Source organism: Streptomyces blattellae, from assembly GCF_009709555.1.
GTDB classification, from domain to species: Bacteria; Actinomycetota; Actinomycetes; order Streptomycetales; family Streptomycetaceae; genus Streptomyces; species Streptomyces blattellae.
In genome coordinates this window covers 77,529-99,662 of sequence record NZ_WJBG01000244.1, presented here as the reverse complement: position 1 = coordinate 99,662, position 22,134 = coordinate 77,529, and the positions used below count along the sequence as shown (strand labels likewise).

General features: G+C 71.4%; 18 protein-coding genes. 6 read left to right on the top strand and 12 right to left on the bottom strand.

Annotated elements, in window-relative coordinates; translation table 11 throughout:
* The 3 genes from GFH49_RS36285 to GFH49_RS36275 form a co-directional block, all read left to right on the top strand.
* Positions 1 to 1,042: RNA-guided endonuclease InsQ/TnpB family protein (locus tag GFH49_RS36285; protein WP_155060308.1), on the top strand; the 1,042-nt coding region annotated here is incomplete at its 5' end.
* Between the two features lie 167 nt (positions 1,043 to 1,209).
* A complete protein-coding gene (locus GFH49_RS36280; protein WP_155060307.1) occupies positions 1,210 to 2,373 on the top strand; it encodes an XdhC family protein in 1,164 nt (387 codons plus the stop codon).
* A 174-nt stretch (positions 2,374 to 2,547) separates the two neighbouring features.
* Positions 2,548 to 3,360 carry an amidohydrolase family protein gene (locus GFH49_RS36275; RefSeq protein ID WP_155060306.1) on the top strand — a complete coding sequence of 271 codons (813 nt, stop codon included), beginning with the start codon at positions 2,548 to 2,550 and terminating at the stop codon, positions 3,358 to 3,360.
* A gap of 13 nt (positions 3,361 to 3,373) precedes the next feature.
* Here GFH49_RS36275 and GFH49_RS36270 read toward each other — a convergent pair whose 3' ends face one another.
* The 5 genes from GFH49_RS36270 to GFH49_RS36250 form a co-directional block, all read right to left on the bottom strand.
* On the bottom strand, positions 3,374 to 3,814 hold the full coding sequence (locus GFH49_RS36270; RefSeq protein ID WP_155060305.1) for an SRPBCC family protein: 441 nt from the start codon (positions 3,812 to 3,814) through the stop codon (positions 3,374 to 3,376).
* A 76-nt stretch (positions 3,815 to 3,890) separates the two neighbouring features.
* Entirely contained in the window at positions 3,891 to 5,306 is a 1,416-nt protein-coding gene (locus tag GFH49_RS36265; protein ID WP_155060319.1) for a family 43 glycosylhydrolase, read from the bottom strand.
* A gap of 170 nt (positions 5,307 to 5,476) precedes the next feature.
* Positions 5,477 to 5,869 carry an SCO5389 family protein gene (locus tag GFH49_RS36260; protein ID WP_155060304.1) on the bottom strand — a complete coding sequence of 131 codons (393 nt, stop codon included), beginning with the start codon at positions 5,867 to 5,869 and terminating at the stop codon, positions 5,477 to 5,479.
* A 75-nt stretch (positions 5,870 to 5,944) separates the two neighbouring features.
* A complete protein-coding gene (locus tag GFH49_RS36255) occupies positions 5,945 to 6,904 on the bottom strand; it encodes an ATP-binding protein (protein WP_155060303.1) in 960 nt (319 codons plus the stop codon).
* An 84-nt stretch (positions 6,905 to 6,988) separates the two neighbouring features.
* Positions 6,989 to 8,731: a PucR family transcriptional regulator gene (locus GFH49_RS36250; protein ID WP_155060302.1), complete on the bottom strand. Its 1,743-nt coding sequence runs from the start codon at positions 8,729 to 8,731 to the stop codon at positions 6,989 to 6,991.
* Positions 8,732 to 8,933: 202 nt separating this feature from the next.
* Between GFH49_RS36250 and GFH49_RS36245 the strand changes: the two genes are divergently transcribed.
* Positions 8,934 to 10,190 carry an aspartate aminotransferase family protein gene (locus GFH49_RS36245; RefSeq protein ID WP_155060301.1) on the top strand — a complete coding sequence of 419 codons (1,257 nt, stop codon included), beginning with the start codon at positions 8,934 to 8,936 and terminating at the stop codon, positions 10,188 to 10,190.
* Complete coding sequence (locus tag GFH49_RS36240) at positions 10,187 to 11,626, top strand: NAD-dependent succinate-semialdehyde dehydrogenase (RefSeq protein WP_155060300.1); 1,440 nt, start codon at positions 10,187 to 10,189, stop codon at positions 11,624 to 11,626. The genes GFH49_RS36245 and GFH49_RS36240 overlap by 4 nt, the downstream gene beginning before the upstream one ends.
* Positions 11,627 to 11,720: 94 nt before the next feature.
* Here GFH49_RS36240 and GFH49_RS36235 read toward each other — a convergent pair whose 3' ends face one another.
* The 4 genes from GFH49_RS36235 to GFH49_RS36220 form a co-directional block, all read right to left on the bottom strand.
* Positions 11,721 to 13,604, bottom strand: a complete 1,884-nt coding sequence (locus tag GFH49_RS36235) for a SpoIIE family protein phosphatase (protein ID WP_155060299.1) — start codon at positions 13,602 to 13,604, stop codon at positions 11,721 to 11,723.
* 42 nt (positions 13,605 to 13,646) lie between these two features.
* Positions 13,647 to 14,357, bottom strand: coding sequence for a class I SAM-dependent DNA methyltransferase (locus tag GFH49_RS36230; RefSeq protein WP_155060298.1), 711 nt, complete (start codon positions 14,355 to 14,357; stop codon positions 13,647 to 13,649).
* Between the two features lie 52 nt (positions 14,358 to 14,409).
* Positions 14,410 to 15,582 carry a magnesium and cobalt transport protein CorA gene (locus GFH49_RS36225; protein ID WP_230396697.1) on the bottom strand — a complete coding sequence of 391 codons (1,173 nt, stop codon included), beginning with the start codon at positions 15,580 to 15,582 and terminating at the stop codon, positions 14,410 to 14,412.
* Positions 15,583 to 15,922: 340 nt separating this feature from the next.
* Positions 15,923 to 16,603 (bottom strand): class I SAM-dependent methyltransferase, encoded by a 681-nt coding sequence (locus GFH49_RS36220; protein ID WP_155060297.1) that lies wholly within the window; start codon positions 16,601 to 16,603, stop codon positions 15,923 to 15,925.
* 46 nt (positions 16,604 to 16,649) lie between these two features.
* Between GFH49_RS36220 and GFH49_RS36215 the strand changes: the two genes are divergently transcribed.
* Entirely contained in the window at positions 16,650 to 17,066 is a 417-nt protein-coding gene (locus tag GFH49_RS36215) for a MarR family winged helix-turn-helix transcriptional regulator (RefSeq protein WP_155060296.1), read from the top strand.
* Positions 17,067 to 17,189: 123 nt separating this feature from the next.
* Here the strand turns inward: GFH49_RS36215 and GFH49_RS36210 are convergent, their stop codons facing one another.
* The 3 genes from GFH49_RS36210 to GFH49_RS36200 form a co-directional block, all read right to left on the bottom strand.
* Positions 17,190 to 17,837, bottom strand: coding sequence for a LysE family translocator (locus tag GFH49_RS36210; RefSeq protein WP_155060295.1), 648 nt, complete (start codon positions 17,835 to 17,837; stop codon positions 17,190 to 17,192).
* A gap of 134 nt (positions 17,838 to 17,971) precedes the next feature.
* Positions 17,972 to 18,763, bottom strand: a complete 792-nt coding sequence (locus tag GFH49_RS36205; protein WP_155060294.1) for a S1 family peptidase — start codon at positions 18,761 to 18,763, stop codon at positions 17,972 to 17,974.
* A gap of 203 nt (positions 18,764 to 18,966) precedes the next feature.
* Entirely contained in the window at positions 18,967 to 21,915 is a 2,949-nt protein-coding gene (locus tag GFH49_RS36200; protein WP_155060293.1) for a helix-turn-helix transcriptional regulator, read from the bottom strand.
* Positions 21,916 to 22,134 lie beyond the last annotated feature (219 nt).

Sequence of the window (22,134 nt, the reverse complement as noted above, 5' to 3'; positions counted from 1 at the left end):
GAACTACAACGCCACGTCGGCGATGCTGACGGCGTGGAAGAAGACCGAGGAACTGGCGTTCCTCAACGAGGTCTCGTCCGTGCCGCTCCAGCAGTGCCTGCGCCATCTGCAGGCTGCGTTCACCAGCTTCTTCGGCAAGCGGGCGAAGTACCCGCGCTTCAAGTCGAAGAAGAAGTCCCGCAGGTCCGCCGAGTACACCACCAGCGGTTTCCGCTTCCGTGACGGCCGGCTGACGCTGGCGAAGATGCGTGATCCCCTGGACATCCGCTGGTCGCGACCACTGCCCGAGGGTGCAACGCCGTCGACGGTGACCGTGTCCCAGGACGCGGCCGGGCGCTGGTACGTCTGCCTGCTGTGCGAAGACCCGACGGTGAAGCCGCTTGACGCGACAGCAACCGCTGTGGGCGTGGATGTCGGCCTGGACCACCTGCTGGCCCTCTCGACCGGGGAGAAGATCGCCAACCCCCGGCACGAGCGTCAGGACCGTGCCCGGCTCGCGCTGGCCCAGCGCCGTATGGCGAAGAAGGCCAGGGGATCGGCGAACCGGGCCAGGGCCCGGCAAAGGGTCGCCAGGATCCACGCCAGGATCGCCGACCGCAGGCGTGACGGCCTGCACAAGCTGACCACTCGTCTCGTTCGTGAGAACCAAACGATCGTGATCGAGGATCTGACCGTACGCAACATGGTCAGGAACCGGAGCCTGGCCCGTGCGATCAGCGATGCCGCGTGGGCCGAGTTCCGCAACCTGCTGGAGTACAAGGCCGCCTGGTACGGGCGGGAAGTGATCGCGGTGGACCGCTTCTTCCCCTCGTCCAGGCTGTGCTCCACCTGCGGCACCTTGCAGGAGAAGATGGAGCTGCACGTCCGTACCTGGACATGCGACAGCTGTGGCACGTCCCACGACCGGGACGTGAACGCGGCGAAGAACCTGCTGGCCGCCGGACGGGCGGTGTCGGCCTGCGGAGCTGGTGTAAGACCTCAACGGAGTTCTCCGGGCGGGCAGTCGGCGATGAAACAGGAACTCTCACGGCGCGAGCCGTAAGAATCTCCTCCCCTTCAGGGAGGAGAGCGTCAAGTGGGGCCTCACCGGCATCTTCCTGGTGTTCTTCGCCCTCAATCCGATAGAGAGCTGGCTGGGCGTGCACTAGCCGGTGTTCCAGCCGGTGTCATGAAACGCCCTCCACACGACCGCTGTCAGGAGACCGAGAGATGCTGGACATCGCCGCAGAGCTGCACCGGTGGGTGGAGCAGGGACGCGAGTTCGCCGTGGCCACCGTGGTGGCCGTCGGCGGCAGCGCGCCCCGCCGGCCCGGCGCCGCACTCGCGGTGGACGCCGACGGCACGGTGATCGGCTCGGTCTCCGGCGGCTGTGTCGAGGGCGCGGTGTACGACCTGTGCGGGCAGGCGCTCCAGGACGGGGAGTCGGTCCTGGAGCGCTTCGGCTACAGCGACGAGGACGCCTTCGCCGTGGGCCTGACCTGCGGCGGAATCATCGACATCCTCGTCACCCCGGTCCGGGCGGGCGACCTGGTCCGCCCGGTGCTCGCGTCCGCGCTGAGCGCCGCCGCGCGCGGGGAGGCGGCGGCGGTGGCCCGGATCGTCTCCGGCCCGCCCGAGCTGAGGGGCCGGGCCCTGCTGATCCACCCCGAGGGCCCGTACGACGGCGGCTTCGGCGCCCACCCCGAACTGGACCGCACGGTCGCCGAGGAGGCCCGCGCCTTCCTGGACGCGGGCCGCACCGGCACCCTGGAGATCGGCGAGCGGGGCTCGCGCTGCGGAGCGCCGCTCACGGTCCTCGTGGAGTCCTCGGTCCCGCCCCCGAGAATGATCGTCTTCGGTGCGATCGACTTCGCGTCGGCGCTGGTCCGCATCGGCAAGTTCCTGGGCTACCAGGTGACGGTGTGCGACGCCCGCCCCGTCTTCGCCACGAGGACCCGCTTCCCCGAGGCGGACGAGATCGTCGTGGAGTGGCCCCACACGTACCTGGAACGCACGCAGGTCGACGGCCGTACGGTGCTGTGCGTCCTGACTCACGACGCCAAGTTCGACGTACCCCTGTTGCAGCTCGCGCTCCGGCTCCCGGTCGCCTACGTCGGCGCGATGGGCTCCCGGCGCACCCACCTCGACCGCAACGAGCGTCTTCGTGAAGTCGGCGTGACAGAGCTGGAGTTGGCGCGGCTCCGCTCCCCGATCGGCCTCGACCTCGGCGCCCGCACCCCCGAGGAGACGGCCCTGTCGATCGCCGCCGAGATCGTGGCCGGCCGGCGCGGCGGCAGCGGCGTCTCCCTCACCGGGGCCCACACGCCGATCCACCACGACGAGACGCCGGCCGCTGACCGGCCCGGCCGGCGGAGCGCTCAGGGCCTGTTCTGACTTTCCCCGCCTGCGCCCCGACGTCCGGCGCGCACCCTCGAACCGCGCTTCGTACGGCTCGGCCGGGAGGTATCCCCACTCCGCCGCTGCGCCCGTGCCCCGCACGGACGACGGGGAAACTCAGAACAGGCCCTAGCGTGGTGGTAAGCGCACGCTCAGCAGAGGAGAGGGTCCATGCCCGTCATCGACGTATGGATGCAGCACCCCACGCTCCGCCACTCCAACCACGACATGTTCGAGTCGCTACGCCGCTGGACGGGCACGGAGCGCCTGGAGGAGCCGCTGCCGGTCAGGGCGACGGTGGCCGCGATGGCCGCCGCCGACGTCGAGATCGCCCTGTCCGCGGCCTGGTACGGCCCCCAGGGGCCGCTGATCAGCAACGACGAGGTGGCCGACTTCGTCGCCCGGTCGGACGGCAGGCTGCGCGGCGTGGCCGGCGCGGACCTGACCCGTCCCGTCCTGGCGGTACGGGAACTGCGCCGAGCCGTGACGGAACTCGGCTTCGTCGCCCTGCGCATCGTCCCCTGGCTCTGGCAGCTGCCGCCCACCGACCGCCTGTACTACCCCCTGTACGCGGCCTGCGTCGACCTCGGCATCCCCTTCTGCACCCAGGTCGGCCACACCGGCCCGCTCCGCCCCTCCGAGACGGGCCGCCCCATCCCCTACGTCGACCAGGTCGCCCTCGACTTCCCCGAACTGACCATCGTGTGCGGGCACATCGGCTACCCGTGGACCACCGAGATGATCGCCGTCGCCGACAAGCACGCCAACGTCTATATCGACACCAGCGCCTACACCGCCCGCCGTTACCCGCCCGAGCTGGTCGCCTACCTCCGCGGCCGGGGCCGCCGCAAGGTCCTCTTCGGCACGAACTACCCGATGATCACCCCGGCCAAGGCGCTGGAGCACCTCCCCGAACTGGACCTGGACGGCGAGACCACCGACCTGTTCCTGTCCGGCAACGCACGACGGGTCTTCAGGCTCTGAGCGGGCATCGGCGTCACCGCCACCTGAGCAGCCGATTCACCGCCCGCCCGAACACGTACCGCGCCGCCCGCCCCACCACCGGATCGAACACCCGGGGCAGCAGCCGCACCCCCAGTTCCTCGCGCCAGACGACCCGCGACCGGCCACCCGGCCCCGGGCGCACCTCGATCTCCGCCCAGCCGGTGATCACGCGGCCCCGCTTCTCCAGGCGGCACAGGCCCGGGGTCTCGTCGCCCGGTGGCTGCCACACGGTGACCTCCATACGGTCGTCGAAGGCGAGCGGGCCGAGCCCGGAGCGGGCGACGAGGACCGTGCCCTCGCGGGTCGGGGGCGGCGTGACGACCGTGACCCGGGTCAGCGGTACGACCCGGCCGTGCCGAGGCCACTCGGTGAGTCGGCGCCAGGCCTCGGGGAGGGCGAGGGGGGCGGTGCGTTCGAGGAGGAAGTTGACCACGCGATGATCGTAGGGAAGCCGGTCGGGGCGTGCACCCGATCAGTTCACTGGGCGTATCAGTTCACTTGGCGTCAGTTCACTGGGCGTAGAAGGTCGCGTCCGCCCGGTCGGTCGCCGTGCTCGGTGTCTGGACGTACAGCAGCTGCTCCCAGTGCCGGATGTAGCGGCCGGCGTAGTTGTACGACTCGTACGAGATGCCCGCCGTGTCGGACAGCCCCGCCCGCCGGTAGAAGGTCGCGTCGGAGGCGAACTGCGCCGTGCCGTCGTTCCTCTCCAGCCACACCTCGAAGTTCTTGTGCCGCAGGAAGTAGCCGGGGAAGTTCGCCGACTCCAGCGAGACGGTGCCGCTGCCCGCCAGCCCGGTGACCACCCGGAACTGCGAGTCCGCCAGCGGCGAGACGTTCGCGTCGGTCCGGGCGCGGTAATCCCAGTGGCGCACGAACCGGTCCGCGAAGTTGTACGACGAGAGGCGCTGCGGCGTGACCCCGTCGGCCACCGGGATCCCGAAGTCGGGGGTGCCGTCGGCCTTCCAGTACAGCTTCTGGACGCGGGTGCGGCGGTTGGGGTCGTCGAGCGGGTCGCCGCTGATGTCCCGGTAGCTGCGGTCGTGGTAGACGAGGATGTCGCTCTTTCCGTCCTCGGAGACGGTGAAGGAGTTGTGGCCCGGCCCGTACTGGCTGGTGGAGGCGTTACTGGTGAAGACGGGTGTCGGACTCTTCGTCCACGAGGCCGGGTTGAGCAGATCCGCGCTCGCGGACGCGGACAGCAGGCCCAGGCAGTAGTTGCTGTCCGTGGCGCTCGCCGAGTACGACATGAACACCTGGCCGCCGTGCTGGATCACCGCCGGGCCCTCGTTGACCCGGAAGCCGACCGTCTCCCAGGAGTAGGTGGGCCGCGACAGCATCACCGGAGTGCCGGTGATGGTCCAGGGGTTGGCCATCCTCGCGAGGTAGATGTCCGTGTTGTTGTTCACGGACGGGTCGCGCTGCGCCCAGGCCAGATAGCGCACGCCGTTCACCACGAAGGTCGTCGCGTCCAGCGAGAAGCTCTCCCACTGGGTCCTGATCTGCCCCCTCTCCGTCCAGGTCGCGGTCAGCGGGTTGGCGCCGGTGCCTTCCAGGACGTACATCCGGATCGCCCACACATCACTGGTGGATCCGGCGGCGAAGTAGACGTACCACCTGCCGTCGATGAAGTGGATCTCCGGTGCCCAGATGTGCGCGCCCATCACGCCGCTGGCGTGCTTGGTCCAGATGGTGACCTCCTGGGCCGTCGACAGGCCCTGGATGGTGGTCGACCGGCGCATCACGATGCGGTCGTACTCGGGGACGGTCGCGGTGAAGTAGTAGTAGCCGTCGGTGTGTTTGAAGATGTGCGGGTCGGCCCGCTGCGCCGCGATCGGGTTGGTGTAGGTCACGGCGGGGGATTCGGGGACGGCGGCCCGGGCGGGGGAGACCGGTGCGACGAGACTGGCCGCGAGGGCGACCAGCATCACCAGCAGCAGGCGAACGGCATGGAGCATCCGAGGCATACGAGACCGTCCCTGTCCGTGATTTCGAACGCAGTTCGTGAAGTCGGTCAGAAGATAAGAGCGGGACATGGCCTCGTCAACGGTTCCGGCGCAACCCTGATCGTCCAGGGTTGCGCCGAAGGCATACGGCCTCAGCAGTCGCGGAACTCCGGCGACTGGTTCAGGATCTGGGCGCGCAGAGAAGTGAAGCGGGTGTACGTCTCACCGTCGCGCGCCTCGGGCGGGAACACGGCGACACGGTGGCAGTTCTGGAAGGCGAGGGCGACGCCGAAGTGCCGCTCCAGGCTGCCGCGGATCGCGTCGCTGGACAGCGCCCGCAGCAACTGGCCGCGCTCGTTCTCGGAAGGCGGCGGAGTCTGGTTGTCGGCGAACTCGGCCTGACCGGCGCGGAGTTCGCCGACCAGGCGGGCGATCAGATCGTAGGCGTACGGCAGGGACGTACGGACCGTGGCCACGAAGTCCTCTTCCCGCACCTGGCCGTTCTCGGCTTCGGCGAGCAACTGCGGGGAGACGTCGAGCGACATGAAGGGGGTGTCCTGTCTGTTGTGCTGATCGTGGAACTGGTGGAACTGGTGGAACCGGTGGGGCCGTGCGGCGGGTCAGGCGAAGGCCGCGAGCGCCGCGGGGCCGTGCTCGAAATCGGGGTCGACCTGGTCGGTGAGGTCCTGGCCGGTCGCCTCGTTGGCCCAGGCTGTGGCGTTGCGCAGATGGAACTCGACGGCATGCCGCTGGAAGGCGGCCCAGTCCTTCGTGCGGGCGTCCACGGCGGCGCGCAGCCGCTGCAGCGCCTCGGCGTTGGCCGGCTCCAGCTCGCCCTGGTCGCGGCCCTGTTCCTGGGCCCGGACGAACGCGGACTGCTCGCAGTGGGCGAGGAGGTCGTCGCCCACGTGCTGCCGCAGGAAGGCGAGGTCGTCCGCGCCGGTGACCTTGTTGCCGACCACGGCGACCGGGATGCCGAACTCGGCCGCGTGGTCGCGGTACTGGCGGTAGACCGAGACGCTCTTCCGGGTCGGCTCGACGACCAGGAACGTCATGTCGAACCGGGTGAACAGCCCCGAGGCGAAGGCGTCCGCGCCGGCCGTCATGTCGACGACGACGTACTCGCCGGGGCCGTCGACCAGATGGTTGAGGTACAGCTCGACCGCGCCCAGCTTGGAGTGGTAGCAGGCCACCCCCAGATCGCTCTCGTCGAAGGCGCCGGTGACCATCAAGGACACCTCGCCGACCCGCTGGACGTGCCGCGAGTGGATCTCGTCGTCGCCGAGCAGCCGGACGAGCCGGGAGCCGCGCCCGGGCGGCGTGGTCTTCACCATGGCCGCGCGGGACGGGATCCGCGGGTTCGTGCCCCGCAGATAGTCCTTGATCTCACCGGTCCGCGCGCTGAGCGGCGGCGCCGCGAAGACCTCGTCCTCGTCGAGCCCGAGGGCGTAGGCCAGGTGCTGGTTGATGTCGCCGTCTATGGCGACGACGGGCACGCCCGAGCGCGCGAGATGACGGGCGAAGAGCGCGGACAGGGTCGTCTTGCCGCTGCCGCCCTTGCCCACGAAGGCCACGCGCATGCCTAACCACCCCTATTGGAAATGAATGTCATGAACGTAGACTGGTGATCACGAGGGGTCGGTGTCAAATCGGCGACCCATGCGTCAGCGGATCCGCAGCACGTCAAGTGCGCTGAGGGCGACATGGAGTTCGGTGCGCTGCTCGCCGGATTCGAGGTCGCGGTCGAGTATCCGCTCGATGGTGCGCAGGCGCTGGTAGACGGTCTCCCGGGACAGGCCGCTCGATCGGGCGGCGACGGTCTTGTTCCCGGCCGCGTCCAGGTACCGGCGCAGGATGTCCAGAAGGTCGGTGCCATGGCGGGTGTCGTGGTCGATGAGCGGGCCCAGCTGCCGTTCCGCGTAGTCCTGGATCCGGGTGTCGTCGCGCAGCGCGAACAGCAGGCGGCGCAGTCCGACGTCGGACCGTTCGTGGAAGGAGCGGTCCTCCGGGAGCGGCCGGCCGGGCTCGGTCGCCTCGGCGACGCGGGCCGCCTCGCGGAACGAACGGGCGACGTCGGCGAGTTCGGGTGCCGGGGAGCCGACGCACACGGTCGCTCCCGGGGCCAGGCCGCGCGCGGTGCGGCTCAGCCGCTCGACGGCGGGACGCCAGGGCTGGGACGGGCGCAGGGTGAGCAGGACACCGAGGCGGGTGCGGGTGAGACGGCCGACGAGTGCCCTGGTTCCGGTCGCCCGCAGCTCCTCGGAGAGCCGGACTTCGGTCGTCGCGGTGTCCTGCGATGCGGGGATGTCCGCGAGTACGGCGATGAAGCAGACGTGCTCCGTGGGCAGCCCCAGCGCCGCGACACGGGCGCGGGCGTCGGCCGGTGACCGGTGGCGCTGCTCGGCGAGGTCGCGCAGGGCGTTTCGGTGTGCGGTGCGCTCCCAGGGGGTGGTGTGGATGAGGCGGGCGATGGTGAGGGCCATCGCGGTTCGCTCCAGGACGGTGACGTCCTCGGGGCCGAAGCCCGGGGGCGCGGTCGTGCCCGTCGGGGCCGTGCCGGTCGCGGCCGTGCCGCTCGGGGCCGGGAGCATGACCAACCTGCCCCAGCCCTCGCCCTGGTATTCCACGGACGCCACCAGCCAGCCCTCCGGGCCCGACACTCCGGCACGGTCCGCGGGCGGGGTCGCCCGCGAACGCCGTTCCCAGCCGGTGAGCGCGGCCTCGGTGGCGCCGCCGGACGGTTCGCAGATCAGCGCCTGATGGACGAGGTTCTCCAGGACGACCGTACGGCCGCTCATCTCCGCCGCGGCCCGCAGCACGTCCTCGGGGCCGGCGCCGCGCAGCGTGAGCGCGGTGAAGGCCTCATGGATGCGCTGGGTCCTGCGCATCGCGTCCGCCTGGTTGCCGAGGATCAGGGCGTGGACGACCTGGGTGACCTCCAGGAAGTTGACGTCCTCGGTGAGGGTGACGAGCGGGAGACCGCGTGTGCGGCATGCCTGGACGAGGGCGTCGGGCGGCCGGTGGTAACGGCGTACGAGTTCGATGACCAGGGCCGCGGCACCGACGTCGGCGAGTTCGTCCACGTACCGGCGTACTCCGGCGGGCTCCTCGGGCAGGGGCATGCCGGTGGTCAGGACGAGTTCGCCGCCCTTGAGGAAGGAGGCGGGATCGGTCAGCTCGGTGATGTGGACCCAGCGGACGGGACGGTCGAGCCGGGTCGCACCCGTGACGACCTGCGGCCGGCCCGCGGCGAGGACGGGAAGGGCCAGCACGTCGGCGACGGTGAGCGGGCGGCCGGTGGGCTCCTGGCCGGTGAGCGGACGGCCTGCGGGGTCCTGGCCGGTGAGCGGACGGCCTGCGGGGTCCGGGCCTGTGAGGTTCGGGCCTGTGGGGTCGTTCTCGCTCACGCTGCCGCCTCCCTGCCTGCTCCGTCACTCTGACAAGCGTCACTGGCCTGTGCAAGAAACGCCTGACACACCGTCCGGACAGCGCGTCGCGGCCGGACAGATCGGGCGTTGCCGGCCGCCGGGCCGCGGGGAGGCTGCTTCAGAACCGCAGCAGACCGACGACCTACGACCGACGACCGACGACCGACGCCGGGAGACGACCATGACCGCACTGTCGCCGCACCTTCGCCAGGCCACGCCCGTGACGGCGGTCCGGGGCGAGGGCGTCCACCTCTACGGCGAGGACGGCCGCCGCTATCTCGACTTCACGGCCGGCATCGGCGTCACCAGCACCGGGCACTGCCACCCCAAGGTCGTGGCCGCCGCGCGGGAGCAGGTCGGCACGCTGATCCACGGCCAGTACACGACGGTCATGCACCAGCCGCTGCGGCACCTCGTCGACCGGCTCGGCGAGGTACTGCCGGCCGGCCTGGACAGCCTGTTCTTCACCAACTCCGGCAGCGAAGCGGTCGAGGCCGCGCTGCGGCTGGCCCGGCAGGCCACCGGCCGCCCCAACGTCGTCGTCTGTCACGGCGGTTTCCACGGCCGCACGGTGGCGGCCGCCGCCATGACGACGTCCGGCATCCGCTTCCGGTCCGGCTTCTCCCCGCTGATGAGCGGCGTCGTCGTCACCCCGTTCCCGACGGCCTACCGCTACGGCTGGGACGAGGACACCGCCACCCGCTTCGCCCTGAGGGAGCTGGACTACACGCTCCAGACGATCTCCTCGCCCGCCGACACGGCCGCGGTCATCGTCGAACCGGTGCTCGGCGAAGGCGGATACGTCCCCGCCACCCGGGCCTTCCTGGAAGGACTGCGGGAGCGGGCCGACCGCCACGGCTTCCTGCTGATCCTCGACGAGGTGCAGACCGGCGTCGGGCGCACCGGCCGGTTCTGGGGGCACGACCACTTCGGTGTCACACCCGACATCCTGGTCACCGCCAAGGGCCTGGCGAGCGGCTTCCCGCTGTCCGGCATCGCCGCCCCCGAGGCGCTCATGCGGAGGGCGTGGCCCGGCTCGCAGGGCGGCACCTACGGCGCGAACGCCGTCGCCTGCGCCGCGGCCTGCGCCACCCTCGACGTCGTACGCGACGAGAAGCTCGTCGAGAACGCCGACGCGATGGGCGCACGGCTGCGCCAGGGCCTCCAGACGGTGGCCGACCGCACCCCCGGCATCGGTGACGTCCGCGGCCTCGGGCTGATGCTGGCCTCCGAGTTCGTGACCGAGGACGGCGAACCCGACCCCGAGACCGCCGCCCGCGTGCAGCGGGCCGCCGTCGACGAGGGCCTGCTCCTGCTGCTGTGCGGGGCCTGGAACCAGGTCGTGCGGATGATCCCGGCGCTGGTCATCGACGAGACGGCGGTGGACGAGGGCCTTCGGGCGTGGGCGGCCGCGGTGGAGACGGGAGTGACCTCATGAACGGCACACCCACGCAGTTGTTCGTCGGCGGCGCCTGGCTGGACGCAGCGGACGGCGCCACCCTGCCCGTCGACGACCCCGCGACCGGCGAGATCCTCTGCCATGTCGCCGACGCGGGGCCCAAGGACGCCCGGCTCGCGGAGGACGCGGCCGTCCAGGCACAGCGGGAGTGGGCCCGTACGGCACCCCGGGCCCGCAGCGAGATCCTGCGCCGCGCGCACGAGATCATCCTCGACCGCACCGACGAACTCGCCCGTCTGATGACGTCCGAGATGGGCAAGCCGCTGGCCGAGGCCAGGGGAGAGGTGGCGTACGCCGCCGAGTTCTTCCGCTGGTTCTCCGAGGAGGCCGTACGCATCGACGGCGGCTACGGCACCCTCCCCGACGGCCGCCACCGCATGCTGCTCGCCCGCCGCCCGGTAGGGCCCTGCCTGCTGATCACCCCGTGGAACTTCCCGCTGGCCATGGGCACCCGCAAGATCGGCCCGGCGATCGCGGCTGGCTGCACGATGGTGTTCAAGCCGGCCCCGCAGACCCCGCTGTCCAGCCTCGCGCTGGCCGCGATCCTCAAGGAGGCCGGGCTGCCGGACGGCGTACTGAACGTCGTCACCACCTCCCGCGCCGGGGCGGTGTGCGAGCCCCTGCTGCGCGGTGGCCGTATCCGCAAGCTGTCCTTCACCGGCTCCACGGCCGTCGGCCGGCTGCTCCTCGCCCAGTGCGCCGACGCTGTCGTACGCACCTCGATGGAGCTGGGCGGCAACGCGCCCTTCGTCGTCTTCGACGACGCGGACCTGGATGTGGCCGTGGACGGCGCGATGGTCGCCAAGACGCGCAACATGGGCGAGGCGTGCACCGCCGCGAACCGGTTCTTCGTCCACCGTTCGGTGGCGGCGGAGTTCGGGCGGCGGCTGGCGGAGCGCATGGGCGCGCTGGTCGTGGGCCCGGGCACCCGGGACGGCGTCGACGTCGGCCCGCTGATCGACGCCGCCGGACGCACCAAGGTCGAGGAACTGGTCGCCGACGCGGTGGAGCGCGGTGCCCGGGTGCTGGTCGGCGGGGACACACCGGACGGACCCGGCTGCTTCTACCCGCCGACCGTACTCACCGACGTGGACCCGGGCAGCCGCCTGACGCGCACGGAGATCTTCGGCCCCGTCGCCGCGATCCTCACCTTCGACGACGAGGACGAGGCCGTACGCCGCGCCAACGACACCGACTGGGGCCTCGTCGGCTACCTCTTCACCGGCAGCCTGGACCGCGCACTACGCGTCAGCGAACGCCTGGAGGTCGGCATGGTCGGCCTCAACACCGGCCTCGTCTCCAACCCGGCCGCACCCTTCGGCGGCGTCAAGCAGTCCGGCCTGGGCAGGGAGGGCGGCCGGGTCGGGATCGACGAGTTCCTGGAGTACCAGTACATGGCGCTCCCGCTGCGCTGACACTGTGCTGACACTGCGCTGACCGACGGAAGCGGGTTTCCTCCTGCGACGCGTCCCGCCCGGCTGCCGGGGCGAACCGGCTGCGCCGGCCGGCTCAACCCGCCGGCGCGCGCGGCAGCGGCTGCTCGAACCAGACCACCTTGCCCGTGCTCACCCGCGTCGCCCCCCAGCGCTCGGCGAGCTGGTCGACCAGGAACAGTCCCCGGCCGCCCTCGTCGCTCAGCAGTGCGTGCCGCATCCTCGGCACCACGGGCGAGTCGTCGCCCACTTCGCAGCGCAGCACGTCCGTGCAGAGCAGCCGCAGGGTGATCGGCCGGGAAGCGAAGCGCACGGCGTTCGCCACCACCTCGCCGACCATCAGCTCGGTGGATTCCAGCAGCTCGTCCAGGCCCCAGCCGTGCAGGGTCCGGCGGGTCAGCCGGCGGGCCTGGCGCGCGGTCTGCGGTCGGGGAGCCATGTACCAGTACGCGACGGTCTCCGGCAGGATGCCCTCGAACCGGGCCGCGAGCAGCGCGATGTCGTCGTCCCGGTCACCGGTGCCCAGGGTGCCGAGTGCGTTGTCGCACAGGTCTTCCAGCGTCGGCGGCGCGGATCCCGAGCCGGCCGCGCGCAGCCTGCCGCACAGCCGCTCCACCCCGGCCAGCACGTCCCAGTCACGGGACTCGACCAGGCCGTCGGTGTAGAGCACCAGGGTGGCCCCGGCCGGCGCGTGTGTCTCGACGGACTCGAATCCTCCGCCGCCGACACCGATCGGCGCTCCGGGCGGGACGTCCAGCACCTCCACGCTGCCGTCGGGACGCAGCAGCACCGGTGGCAGATGACCGGCGCTGGACGCGATCAGCCGGTGCAGTACCGGGTCGTACAACGCGTACAGGCAGGTCGCCGTGTGCTCGCTGCCCAGGCGTCCCGCCTGCTCGTCGAGGTGGTGCAACACCTCGTCCGGGGGCAGATCGAGCCCGGCCAGGGTCTGGACGCTGGTCCGCAGCTGGCCCATGATCGCGGCCGAGGTCATGGAGTGGCCCATCACGTCGCCGATCACCAGGGCGACGCGGTTGCCGGGCAGCGGGATCGCGTCGTACCAGTCCCCGCCGACCTGCGCGGTCCGCGAGGACGGCAGATAGCGGCTGGCCAGCCGGACCCCGGGCGGCTCCGGCAGCGACGGCGGGAGCATCGTGCGCTGCAACGCGTCCGCGACGGCTGCCTCGCGCTCGTACAGCATCGCCTTGTCGAGCCCGAGAGCGGTGTGGGTGGCGAGCTGGGAGGCCACCAGCAGATCGTCGCCGGTGAAGTCGGGGCGGTCGGGTCCGCGGACCAGGATGACGCTGCCCAGGGCGTGGTTGCGGCCGTGCAAGGGGGCGATGATCAGCCGTCGTCCCGTAGGCGTCGCCCAGGGGATACGGACCCTTCCGAGCAGCTCGGCCGCCGCGGCGGCGACACCCGGGTCGCTGCCGAGCACCGGCCGTCCGTCCTGCAGCAGCTTGGCGAGCAGTCCGGTGGCGGCCGGGCGTACGACCTCGGCCGCCTGGAGGGTGTGCGCGCTCGGCGCGGGTGACCCGGAGCCCTGTGGGGCGGGGGACCGAGGGGAAGCGTGGTCCACGGTGTGCAGCCGCAGGATCTCCGGGGCGGCGCCGATCTCGTCGCCGACCGGAAGCGGAGCGTACAGGTGGACGAACGCCGTGTCGGCGAAGGCAGGGACGGCCGCGCGGCACAGCTCGTACAACGTCTCGTCGAGGTTCATGCCGCGGGCGATCTGCCGGGTCGCGGTGTCGAGATAGCGGAGCCTGTCGGTCTGCGGCGGGGCGATCTCCGGTCCGTCGCTCGGCGGGAGTCCGGCGGGAGCCCTCGCGGCGGGCGGGTGCAATGTCGCGCCGCTGTGCTCGGAACCGGACGGCCGCGGCCGATGTGCGAGGGCAGCGAGGTCCTGCGCACCGGGCGCACGGCCGCCGGTGTCATCGCCGGTTCCGAGCTGTTTTCTCATCCATCTCCTTCCGGCCGAGCGGCCCGCGCCGGAGCGAGCCGGTCAGGAGTCGTCGGGCGTGCGCCGGCAGTGCAGGAAGATCTGCACTTCGGGCTGGATGTCGGCGACCGCCGGAGCGTAGGTGTACGAGGACTCGTCGCTGATCTCGAAGCCCGCCGTCTCCACGACCTCGCGCAGATCGTCCCGCAGGTAGCCGGAGACGCGGATGCTCGTCCCGATGAACGGGATCGAGAAGTCGTCCACATCGGCCTCCACCATCGACAGCGCGAGCAGTCCGCCCGGACGCAGCAGATGGCGGACGGTGCGCAGGGCGAGGGGGATCTCGGCGCGCGGGAGCATGAGCAGGGAGAAGAAGGCGGCCACGCCGTCGAAGCGGCCGAGGTCCAACGGGCCGCCGGGCCGCAGATCCGCGATGTCCGCCTGGTGGAACGCCCCGGTGGGCACATGGCCGCGGGCCAGCGTGACCATCCTGTCCGACAGGTCCACCCCGACGACGTCGAGGCCCGCGTCCGCCAGCTGGCGCGCGGTCGGGAGCCCGGTGCCGCACCCCAGGTCCAGCACCCGGGACCCGGCCGGGAGAGAGCCGATGAGCCATGCGGCTGCCCCGACCTGCCCTTCCTTGTGCGGGAAGGCCTCGTCATAGCGGTTGCCGATGGCGTCGAACGCCTCGGCCTGCCCTGTGCGGTCCAGTCGCAGGGTTGCGTAGTCGGACTCGTCGGCGGGGTTGCTCACCGCGTCTCCTCGGGTGCTCATGCAGCAGTTTTTCACATACGCGTACTTATGTGCATGCTTGTCATGGCCCTCTCTAGAGCCAGTCCCGACGCTTGAAGATCACGTACAGACTGACGCAGACGACGCCCATGAGGCCGATGGCCAAGGGGTAGCCGAAGGTCCAGCCCAGCTCCGGCATGTGTGCGAAGTTCATCCCGTAGACCGTCCCGACCAGCGTCGGAGCGAACAGGATCGCCGCCCAGGCCGAAATCTTCTTGATCTCTTCGTTCTGCTCGAACCCCGCCTCCGCCAATGCCCGCATCTCCGCGTTCTGTTGCTGGGTGACCAGGGTGGTGTTCACGGTGAGGATGTCCGTGAGGGCCTGGCGGAAGCCGTCGACGCGTTCGCTGGTGTGGGTGACGTGGTCGGCTACGTCGCGTAGGTAGCGCTGGAGTTCCTCGTCCGTGCCGTATTTGGCGAAGCCGGCCATCAGGCCGTGCAGCATGCCGACGAGGGGGCGGGTGGCGCGCTGGAACTCGACCATCTCGCGGGAGAGTTCGTAGATGCGGCGGGACACTTCCGGGTCGCCGCCGAAGACTTCCGTCTCGATCTCGTCGATGTCGTTCTGGACGCCGGAGACGACGGGCACATAACCGTCGACCACCGCGTCGAGGATGGCGTAGAGCACCGCCTCCGGGCCCAGTTTCAGCAGGTCCGGTGACTCCTCCATGCGGTGGCGGACCGCCGAGAGGTCGGGTGCCGCGCCATGGCGGACCGTGATCACGAAGTCGGGGCCGACGAACACATGCAGCTCGCCGAAGTCGACCTCCTCCGGCGCGTCGAGGTACCTGGCCGCCCGCAGCACGACGAAGAGCGTCTCGCCGTAGCGCTCCAGCTTCGGGCGCTGGTGGGCCTCCATCGCGTCCTCGACCGAGAGGGGGTGGAGGCCGAACTCGGCGGCGAGGGAGAGGAGTTCGCTCTCGGTGGGGCGGGCGAGGCCGATCCATGCCATGCCGGCCGGCTTCTCGCGCAGCTCGCGGTAGGTCTCGGCGAGGGTGGCGGGGGAGGAGACGCGGACGCCGTCCTGGTAGAGGGCGGCCTGGACGACGCTGGCGAGTTCGGGGGTGTCCGCCGGCGCCGGAGCGGGCGGGGCGGGTTCGGGCGGGGTCCCGGGTGCCGGCGGCTGGTGGTTGAGGGCGCGGCGCCAGACTGAGTTCCGGGGATTCTTCGCGGCGATGGCGGCACCTCCCTGCCCGTCCCTGCTCAAGCGGAGCGGTTGATCACCGGAGCAGGATCAGGATATACGGGGGAGCCCGCATCATCCTTTCTCTCGCCCTCCGTCGTCGGCGCCGTGGAAGCTGTCCCGCGCGGTGGCCGCCGGGCGCGGGTCGTCGACGTCCGCGTGGGCGTATGTGGCCCGCGGGCACGGCCGCGCGCGGGGTCCCTGCGGCTGTGCGACGCGGGGCACGCGCGCAGTCCCTGCGGCCGTGCGGCGCCGGGCGCGTGCCCGGACGGATCGCGGTCGACCTGGCTGACGGTGCCCGCCCGCGGCGGCCAGGCCCTCGCGGACCTGACCGCCCTGAGGGTCAGCCGGGGTCTGCCAGGGGTCAGTCCAGGTGGGCCGAGAGCAGCCAGCCCGGCACGGACTTGCGGTCCCCGCCCTCGTCGCGGATGTCGCCGTAGGTCTGGAACATCGGGAGGTTGCCGGGGACCTGCGCGTGGATGCGGGCCGGCCGGATCTCGTCGACGGCCCAGTACCTGCCGACCACCTCACGCAGTTCCTCGGCGGTGACCGGGTTGACGGGACCTCCTTGCGGGATGTGTGCCGCGTCGAGCACCAGCACGAAGTAGCTCGCGCCCGGTGCGGCGGCGCGCACGATCGATTCCTGGTAGCCGGGACGGGACTCGACCGGCATCGAGTGGAACAGGGTGCTGTCGATGATGGTGCCGAAGCGGCCGTCGTAGCCGGTGAAGGAGGTGATGTCGGCGACTTCGAACCGGGCGTCGGACAGACCGCGCTTGTCGGCTTCGTGCCGTGCGAGGTCGATGGCGGCCTGTGACAGGTCCAGGCCGGTGGTGGTGAATCCTTGCTCGGCGAGGTGCAGCGATGTCGCCGCCTCCCCGCAGCCGGCATCAAGGACCTCTCCGTGGATTCGGCCTGCGTCGATGAGTGCGGTGATCTCGGGTTGTGGTTCGCCGAGGCTCCATGGCGGCCGGATGCCCTGTATCTCGGGGCTGTCGCCGCGGTAGGCGGACTCGAACAGTGACTCGTGGGGGGAATTCGCCATGGCCACAGGCTTATCAACCAAGTTGATATGTGTCAAGATCGTCGCCATGGACTCACCCGTGGACAAGCCCCTCGGCTACCTCCTGAACCGGGTCGCGGGCAAGCTGCGCACCGAGGTGGCCACCACTCTTCTGGACCCGCTGGAACTGACCCTTCCCGGATACGTCTGCATGCGCGCGCTGTCCCTGGCTCCGGGCAGCTCCAGTGCCGAACTGGCTCGCGAGGCCAACGTGTCGCCACAGGCGATGAACAAGGTGATCCACGCGCTGCAGAGACGCGGGCTGGTCACCCGCCCCGCGTCCGTGCCATCCGGAAGATCGCTGCCCGCCACCCTGACCCGCGAGGGCACGACCATGCTGGCACGCCTGGACCCGAAAGTGGCCGAAGCCGAAGACCGGGTGCTGGCGGCACTCAGCGAACAGGACCGGCGCACGCTCCGACAGCTCCTCGCCGCGGTGGACTAGCCTCAGCCCCCGCGCTTCAGGTGCGGAGGCGTCCGGACCTTGACGGTCGCCACCATTGATCTCTGCATCGATCCCTGCATCGATCCCTGCATCGATCCCTGCATCGATCCCTGCATCGTGAGGTCACTCCGCCCGGCCGGTCACCCCCACCGTCACACCCAGCCCGATCATCGTGCAGCCGCCCGCCCCGCCGATCAGGGACAGCCGCCGGTCCGACCGTGCGAACCAGGTGCGGGCCGCCGACGCGGTCAGACCCCACAGGGTGTCCGTGACCAGGCCGATCAGGATCGGGATCAGGCCCAACGCCAGCATCTGCAACGGGACTTGACCCGCAGAGTGGTCCACGAACTGGGGGAGCACGGCGGCGAAGAACACCACGCCCTTGGGATTGGTGACGCCGACCAGGACGCCGTCGAGGACCGTACGCAGGTCACCGCGGGCCGGGCGCGCGGAGGCCGGCCCGCTCGCCGTGAACCGCAGCTCCTCGCGGTGCCGGAACGCCTGCACGCCCAGGAACACCAGGTACGCCGCACCCGCCAGCTTCACCGTGAGATAGACCGCGACGGACCGCTCGACCAGTGAGCCGACGCCCACCGCGACCGCGACCACCAGGAGATAGGAGCCGAAGACGTTGCCGATCGCCGTGGCCACCGCGGTTCGGCGGCCGTGGGCCAGCGCGCGTCCGATGACGAACAGCACGCTGGGTCCCGGGATCAGGACCACCAGCAGGGACATCGCCGCGAAGGCCAGCAGCCGGTCGGGGGACACCATGACCATCACCTCCGTACGGGCGCCATTCAAACCCGGGGTGGGCGGACATGGATAGGGGGCGTTGCGGGCTGCTCGTGGAAGCCCGCAACGCCCCCTGGTCTTTCACCTGAGGGTTGCTCAGGAGATCTGCCGGGTCACGAGTCGATCTGCTCGGTGACCTCGTCGGAGAAGGTGGTCAGCCGGGTGTAGACACCCGGGTAACCGGCCTGGGCGCACCCCTCGCCCCAGGAAGTGATGCCTGCCAGGGCGCCCCCGATGAGCAGGGGACCGCCGCTGTCGCCCTGGCAGGTGTCGACGCCGCCGTCTTCGTAACCGGCGCACACCATGTCGGACTGGACGAAGCTGGAACCGTAGGAGCTGCCGCAACTGGAGTCGGAGACGATCGGGACCGTCGCCGTCCGCAGCTGGTTGGAGGAACTGCCGCCCGAGGTGGTGGTGCCCCAGCCGATGATGCGGGCCGTGGCGCCCGTCGCGTACACGTCGGTGTCGTCGGCGGAGACGTACGGGGCGGTGGTGTACGGCATCGAGGTGGCCAGGGTCAGCACGGCCACGTCGTCGCCGTTGGTGGCGTCCGTGTAGTCGGGGTTGATCCAGATGTCCGTGACCCGGCTGACCGTGCCGTTGGTGCCGTTGAGGTAGGTCCGGCCGCCGACGACTCTGACGCTGCTGGTGGTCTCGCCGACCATGCAGTGGGCCGCGGTGACGACCTTGGTGGCCGAGACGAGCGTGCCGCCGCAGAACTGGTCCTGCGAGGCGTCCGTGATCTGCATCATGAACGGGTACGCGGTCGTCGTGGTCGTCGTACCGCCGACGATGGGCTGCGGGGCGGCGAGCGCGGTGGGGGCGGTGAGCAGCGCGGTCGTGGCGGCGGCAGCGGTCGCCGCGACGGCGGCGGCGGTCTTCGTGGCACGGGTGAGCCCGAACATGAGTCTCCTCAAGGGGTTGCCGGTGGGGGGTCGCGCGGGTGTGGGGGGTTGAGCACGGGGGTCTCGGGATCGACCCCCGTATGCCCGGGCGAGCGGCATGCCCATACGCTAGGCGGGCGCACAGCCTTCTCCCAATGAGGGAACCCCCTAAGGGAGTTGGGGAGGGAAAACCCTCGGTCGCGCCCAGTAAACCCGTACCGGCCTCACTCCGCGCGGCGTCCTGCCGCCAGTCGGACGATATCGACGCGCGAACGGATGCCCAGCTTGCGGTAGACCCGGGTCAGTGTCGCCTCGACCGTCTTGACGCTGATGAACAGGCGCCCGGCGATCTCCCGGTTGGTCGCGCCCTCCATGACGAGCGCGGCGACCTGACGCTCCATCGAGGCGAGACCGTCCAGCCCGTCGAGGGCGGCGGGCGGCTGGGCGGCGGGCTCCGGCGGGCTCGCGTCAACCGCCGCATCCACCTGGCGCAGCCATGGCAGCGCCCGGCAGCGGCGCAGCAGCCGGGCCGCTTCGTCGTACGACGTCCCGCTGCCCCGGTCCGCCCGCGGGGCGCCGGAGCCGGTGTCGGGAGCCCGGCCGTGCTCGGCCTTTCGGGGCTGAGTGGCCTGAGTGGCCTGAGTGCTCCCCCACTCGCTCTCCCGGCCCCGGCGTGCCCCATCGGTTCGGCCGGGCCGCCGGGCGCGCAGCGAGGCCAGGACGAACGCGGTCCGGGCCTCCTCCAGGCCGTAGCCCAGTTTGCCGAGCCGGTCCTGAACCGACGTCAGCTGGGCCACGGCGGCGTCGTGTTCACCGCGTGCCGCCCGCACCAGGGCCTGAGCCCGGTCCAGTACGGCGAGCACGCTCTCACGGCCGAGCCGCATCGCCTGTTCGCGGGTGACGTCGATGAGGTCCTGCGCCTCGGCCGGCTCGCCGATCCGCACCAGCGCCTCGGCGAGGTCGCCGTGCCAGCGGCCGCGCGCCGGGTCGGTGATGCCGAGCCCGTGCTCCAGTTCCCGCACCCGCCGCAGCGACCGGACCGCCTCCGGCGCGTCCCCGGCGACCAGCTGGGCGTACCCCAGGGCGGCCAGTGCCCGGGAGACGTACACCTGGTCGCCGCCCTCCTCGGCGTGCTCGACCGCTTCCCGGGCCAGGTCCAGCGCCCGGTCCACCTCGCCGCCCGAGGCTTCGGCGATCGAGGTGAGAACGGCGGAGGCCACCTCACCGATCCCGCTGTCCCGGGCCAGCCGCAGACCCTCCCGGGCCAGGTCCAGCGCACGGCCGCAGTGCCCGGAGCGCAGTTCGGTCTCGGCCACCCCGCGCAGGAAGTGCACCTCGCTCTCGACGGAGCCGCGCCGCCGTACCTCGCGCAGCAGCGCGGTGACCGTCGCCCGGGCCTCGGGCAGCTGATCGCTCATGATCAGCCAGCGGAACCGGGAGTAGCCGGCCCCGTTGTGATGGCAGGCCACCCGCGGATCCTGAGGCTCCGTCAACGCACGCCGGATCGTCGCGGGGGCGTTCGCATGGCCCATCAGGGTCTCGATCTGGGCCTGGAAGGAGAGCGCCATCAGCTCGGTGTACCGGTCGCCGGCCCGCTCGGCCAGCTCCGCCGAGTACGCGGCCGCCCGGCGGGCCTCGTCGAAGTCGCCCTCCACGAGCAGGCCCCGCCAGGCGAGCTGGTAGTGGATCAGGGCGAGCAGTTTCGGGTCGTCGCCCGCGTCGGCGAGGGCCTGCGGGAAGACCGAGTCGACCTCCGTCATGGCGTGTCCCGCCGTGTCGATCACGATGATCCAGGCCCGCACCCGGTCCTCGGGCACGGACGTCCGGCCGAGCACCTCCCGCGCGATGTCCCGGGCGAGGTCCAGGTCCCCGGCGGTGATCGCGTCCTCGGCGGCCTGCAACCGCAGCGCCTCCGGGGTCGGTTCGCCGTCCGCCGGGGCGTGCCGGGCCGCGAGCAGCCCGAGCGAGGAGGCCACGGCCGGTGCGCCCCGGTCCCGGGCCAGGGCGGCGGCCTGAGCGAGCCGGGCCGCCACCTCCGGGTCGGTGCCGGTCGTCGCCAGGGCCAGATGCCGGGCCCGCTCGATCGGGTCGGAGGCCGCCGTGGACAGCGCGGCATGCGCGGCCCGCCGCTCCTGCGCGGTGGCCTCCGCATACAGCGCGGCCGAGACCAGCGGATGCGCGAACCGTACGGCCGGGCCCTCGGGCTCGGTCGCCAGCAGGCCCAGCGTCGCGGCCTGGGCGGTCTCGGCCTCGGCGTTCGCACGGCCGGCCGCGTGCAGCAGGGCCAGTGTGGGGCGGGCGCCCGCGCTGGCCACGAGCAGGGTGTTACGGACCTCGTCGGAGAGGTTCTCCAGGCGGCTGAGGACGAGGGCCCGCAGCGAGGTCGGCACCGGCAGCGGCTCGCCCGGCCGGGGACGGGCCGCGCTCTCGGCGAGCGCGCGGCCCAGTTCGAGGGCGAACAGCGGATTGCCGCCGCTGGTGCGGTGGATCTCGCGGACGGTGGAGCGGGACAGCCCCGGGTAGCCGCGGTGATCGAGGAGTTCGGAGACCTGGGTGCGGGAGAGCGGGTCGAGCCGGACGGCGAGGGTGTCCGGTGGGGACGCGCGTAGATGCCGGTCGTACTCCTGGCCCTCCGTTCGCACCGCGCCCAGCATCCGTACCGGGGTGTCGCCGAGACGGCGGGCGGCGAAGCCGAGGAGTTCGGCGCTGGCCGGGTCCAGCCACTGCAGGTCGTCGGCGACGATCAGAACGGGTCCCGCGGCGGCGAGCGCGCGCAGCGCGGACAGCACCGCCAGGCGCAGCGCGAGGCCGTCGCGCTGGAGGGTGGACTCGCCGCGGCCGGTGAGTGCGGACTCCAGGGCGGTGCGCTGGGCGGCGGGCAGTTGGCCGGACACCTCGTCCAGGGCGAGACCGAGCAGATCGGCCAGGGCGAGGAAGGGGAGGTGGGATTCGGACTCGGTGGCCGAGCAGCGCAACACGGTCCGTGCCGCTTCGGCATATTGTGCGGCCAATGCCCGCATGAGCATCGACTTTCCTATTCCGGCGGGACCGTGGAGCAGCACGCTGCCGCCCCGGCCGAGTTGCTCACGCGCCTGAGCGACCAGTTCCTCCCGGCCGATGACCAGGTCGGGGCGGCATCTGGCAGGCTCCTTGAAGTCCGGTCGCACGGTCACCGCTCCCCTCCGTGTGTCGTGTCCTGGCCAATATTAGGCAACGGCTCTTTGAAATTCGGACGTGTGACGAGGTGAGGGAAATAACAGGAGTGGAGCATAGGGAAATTCAAAGCGCGAGTCCATGAAAAGAGGGTCGGCGCAGCGGGCTCGGCCCAGGCGCGTGACAGCGGTGTCCTGCTGGGGGTAGGGAGACTTGTGTCCCCCTGGGGGTAGGGAGAC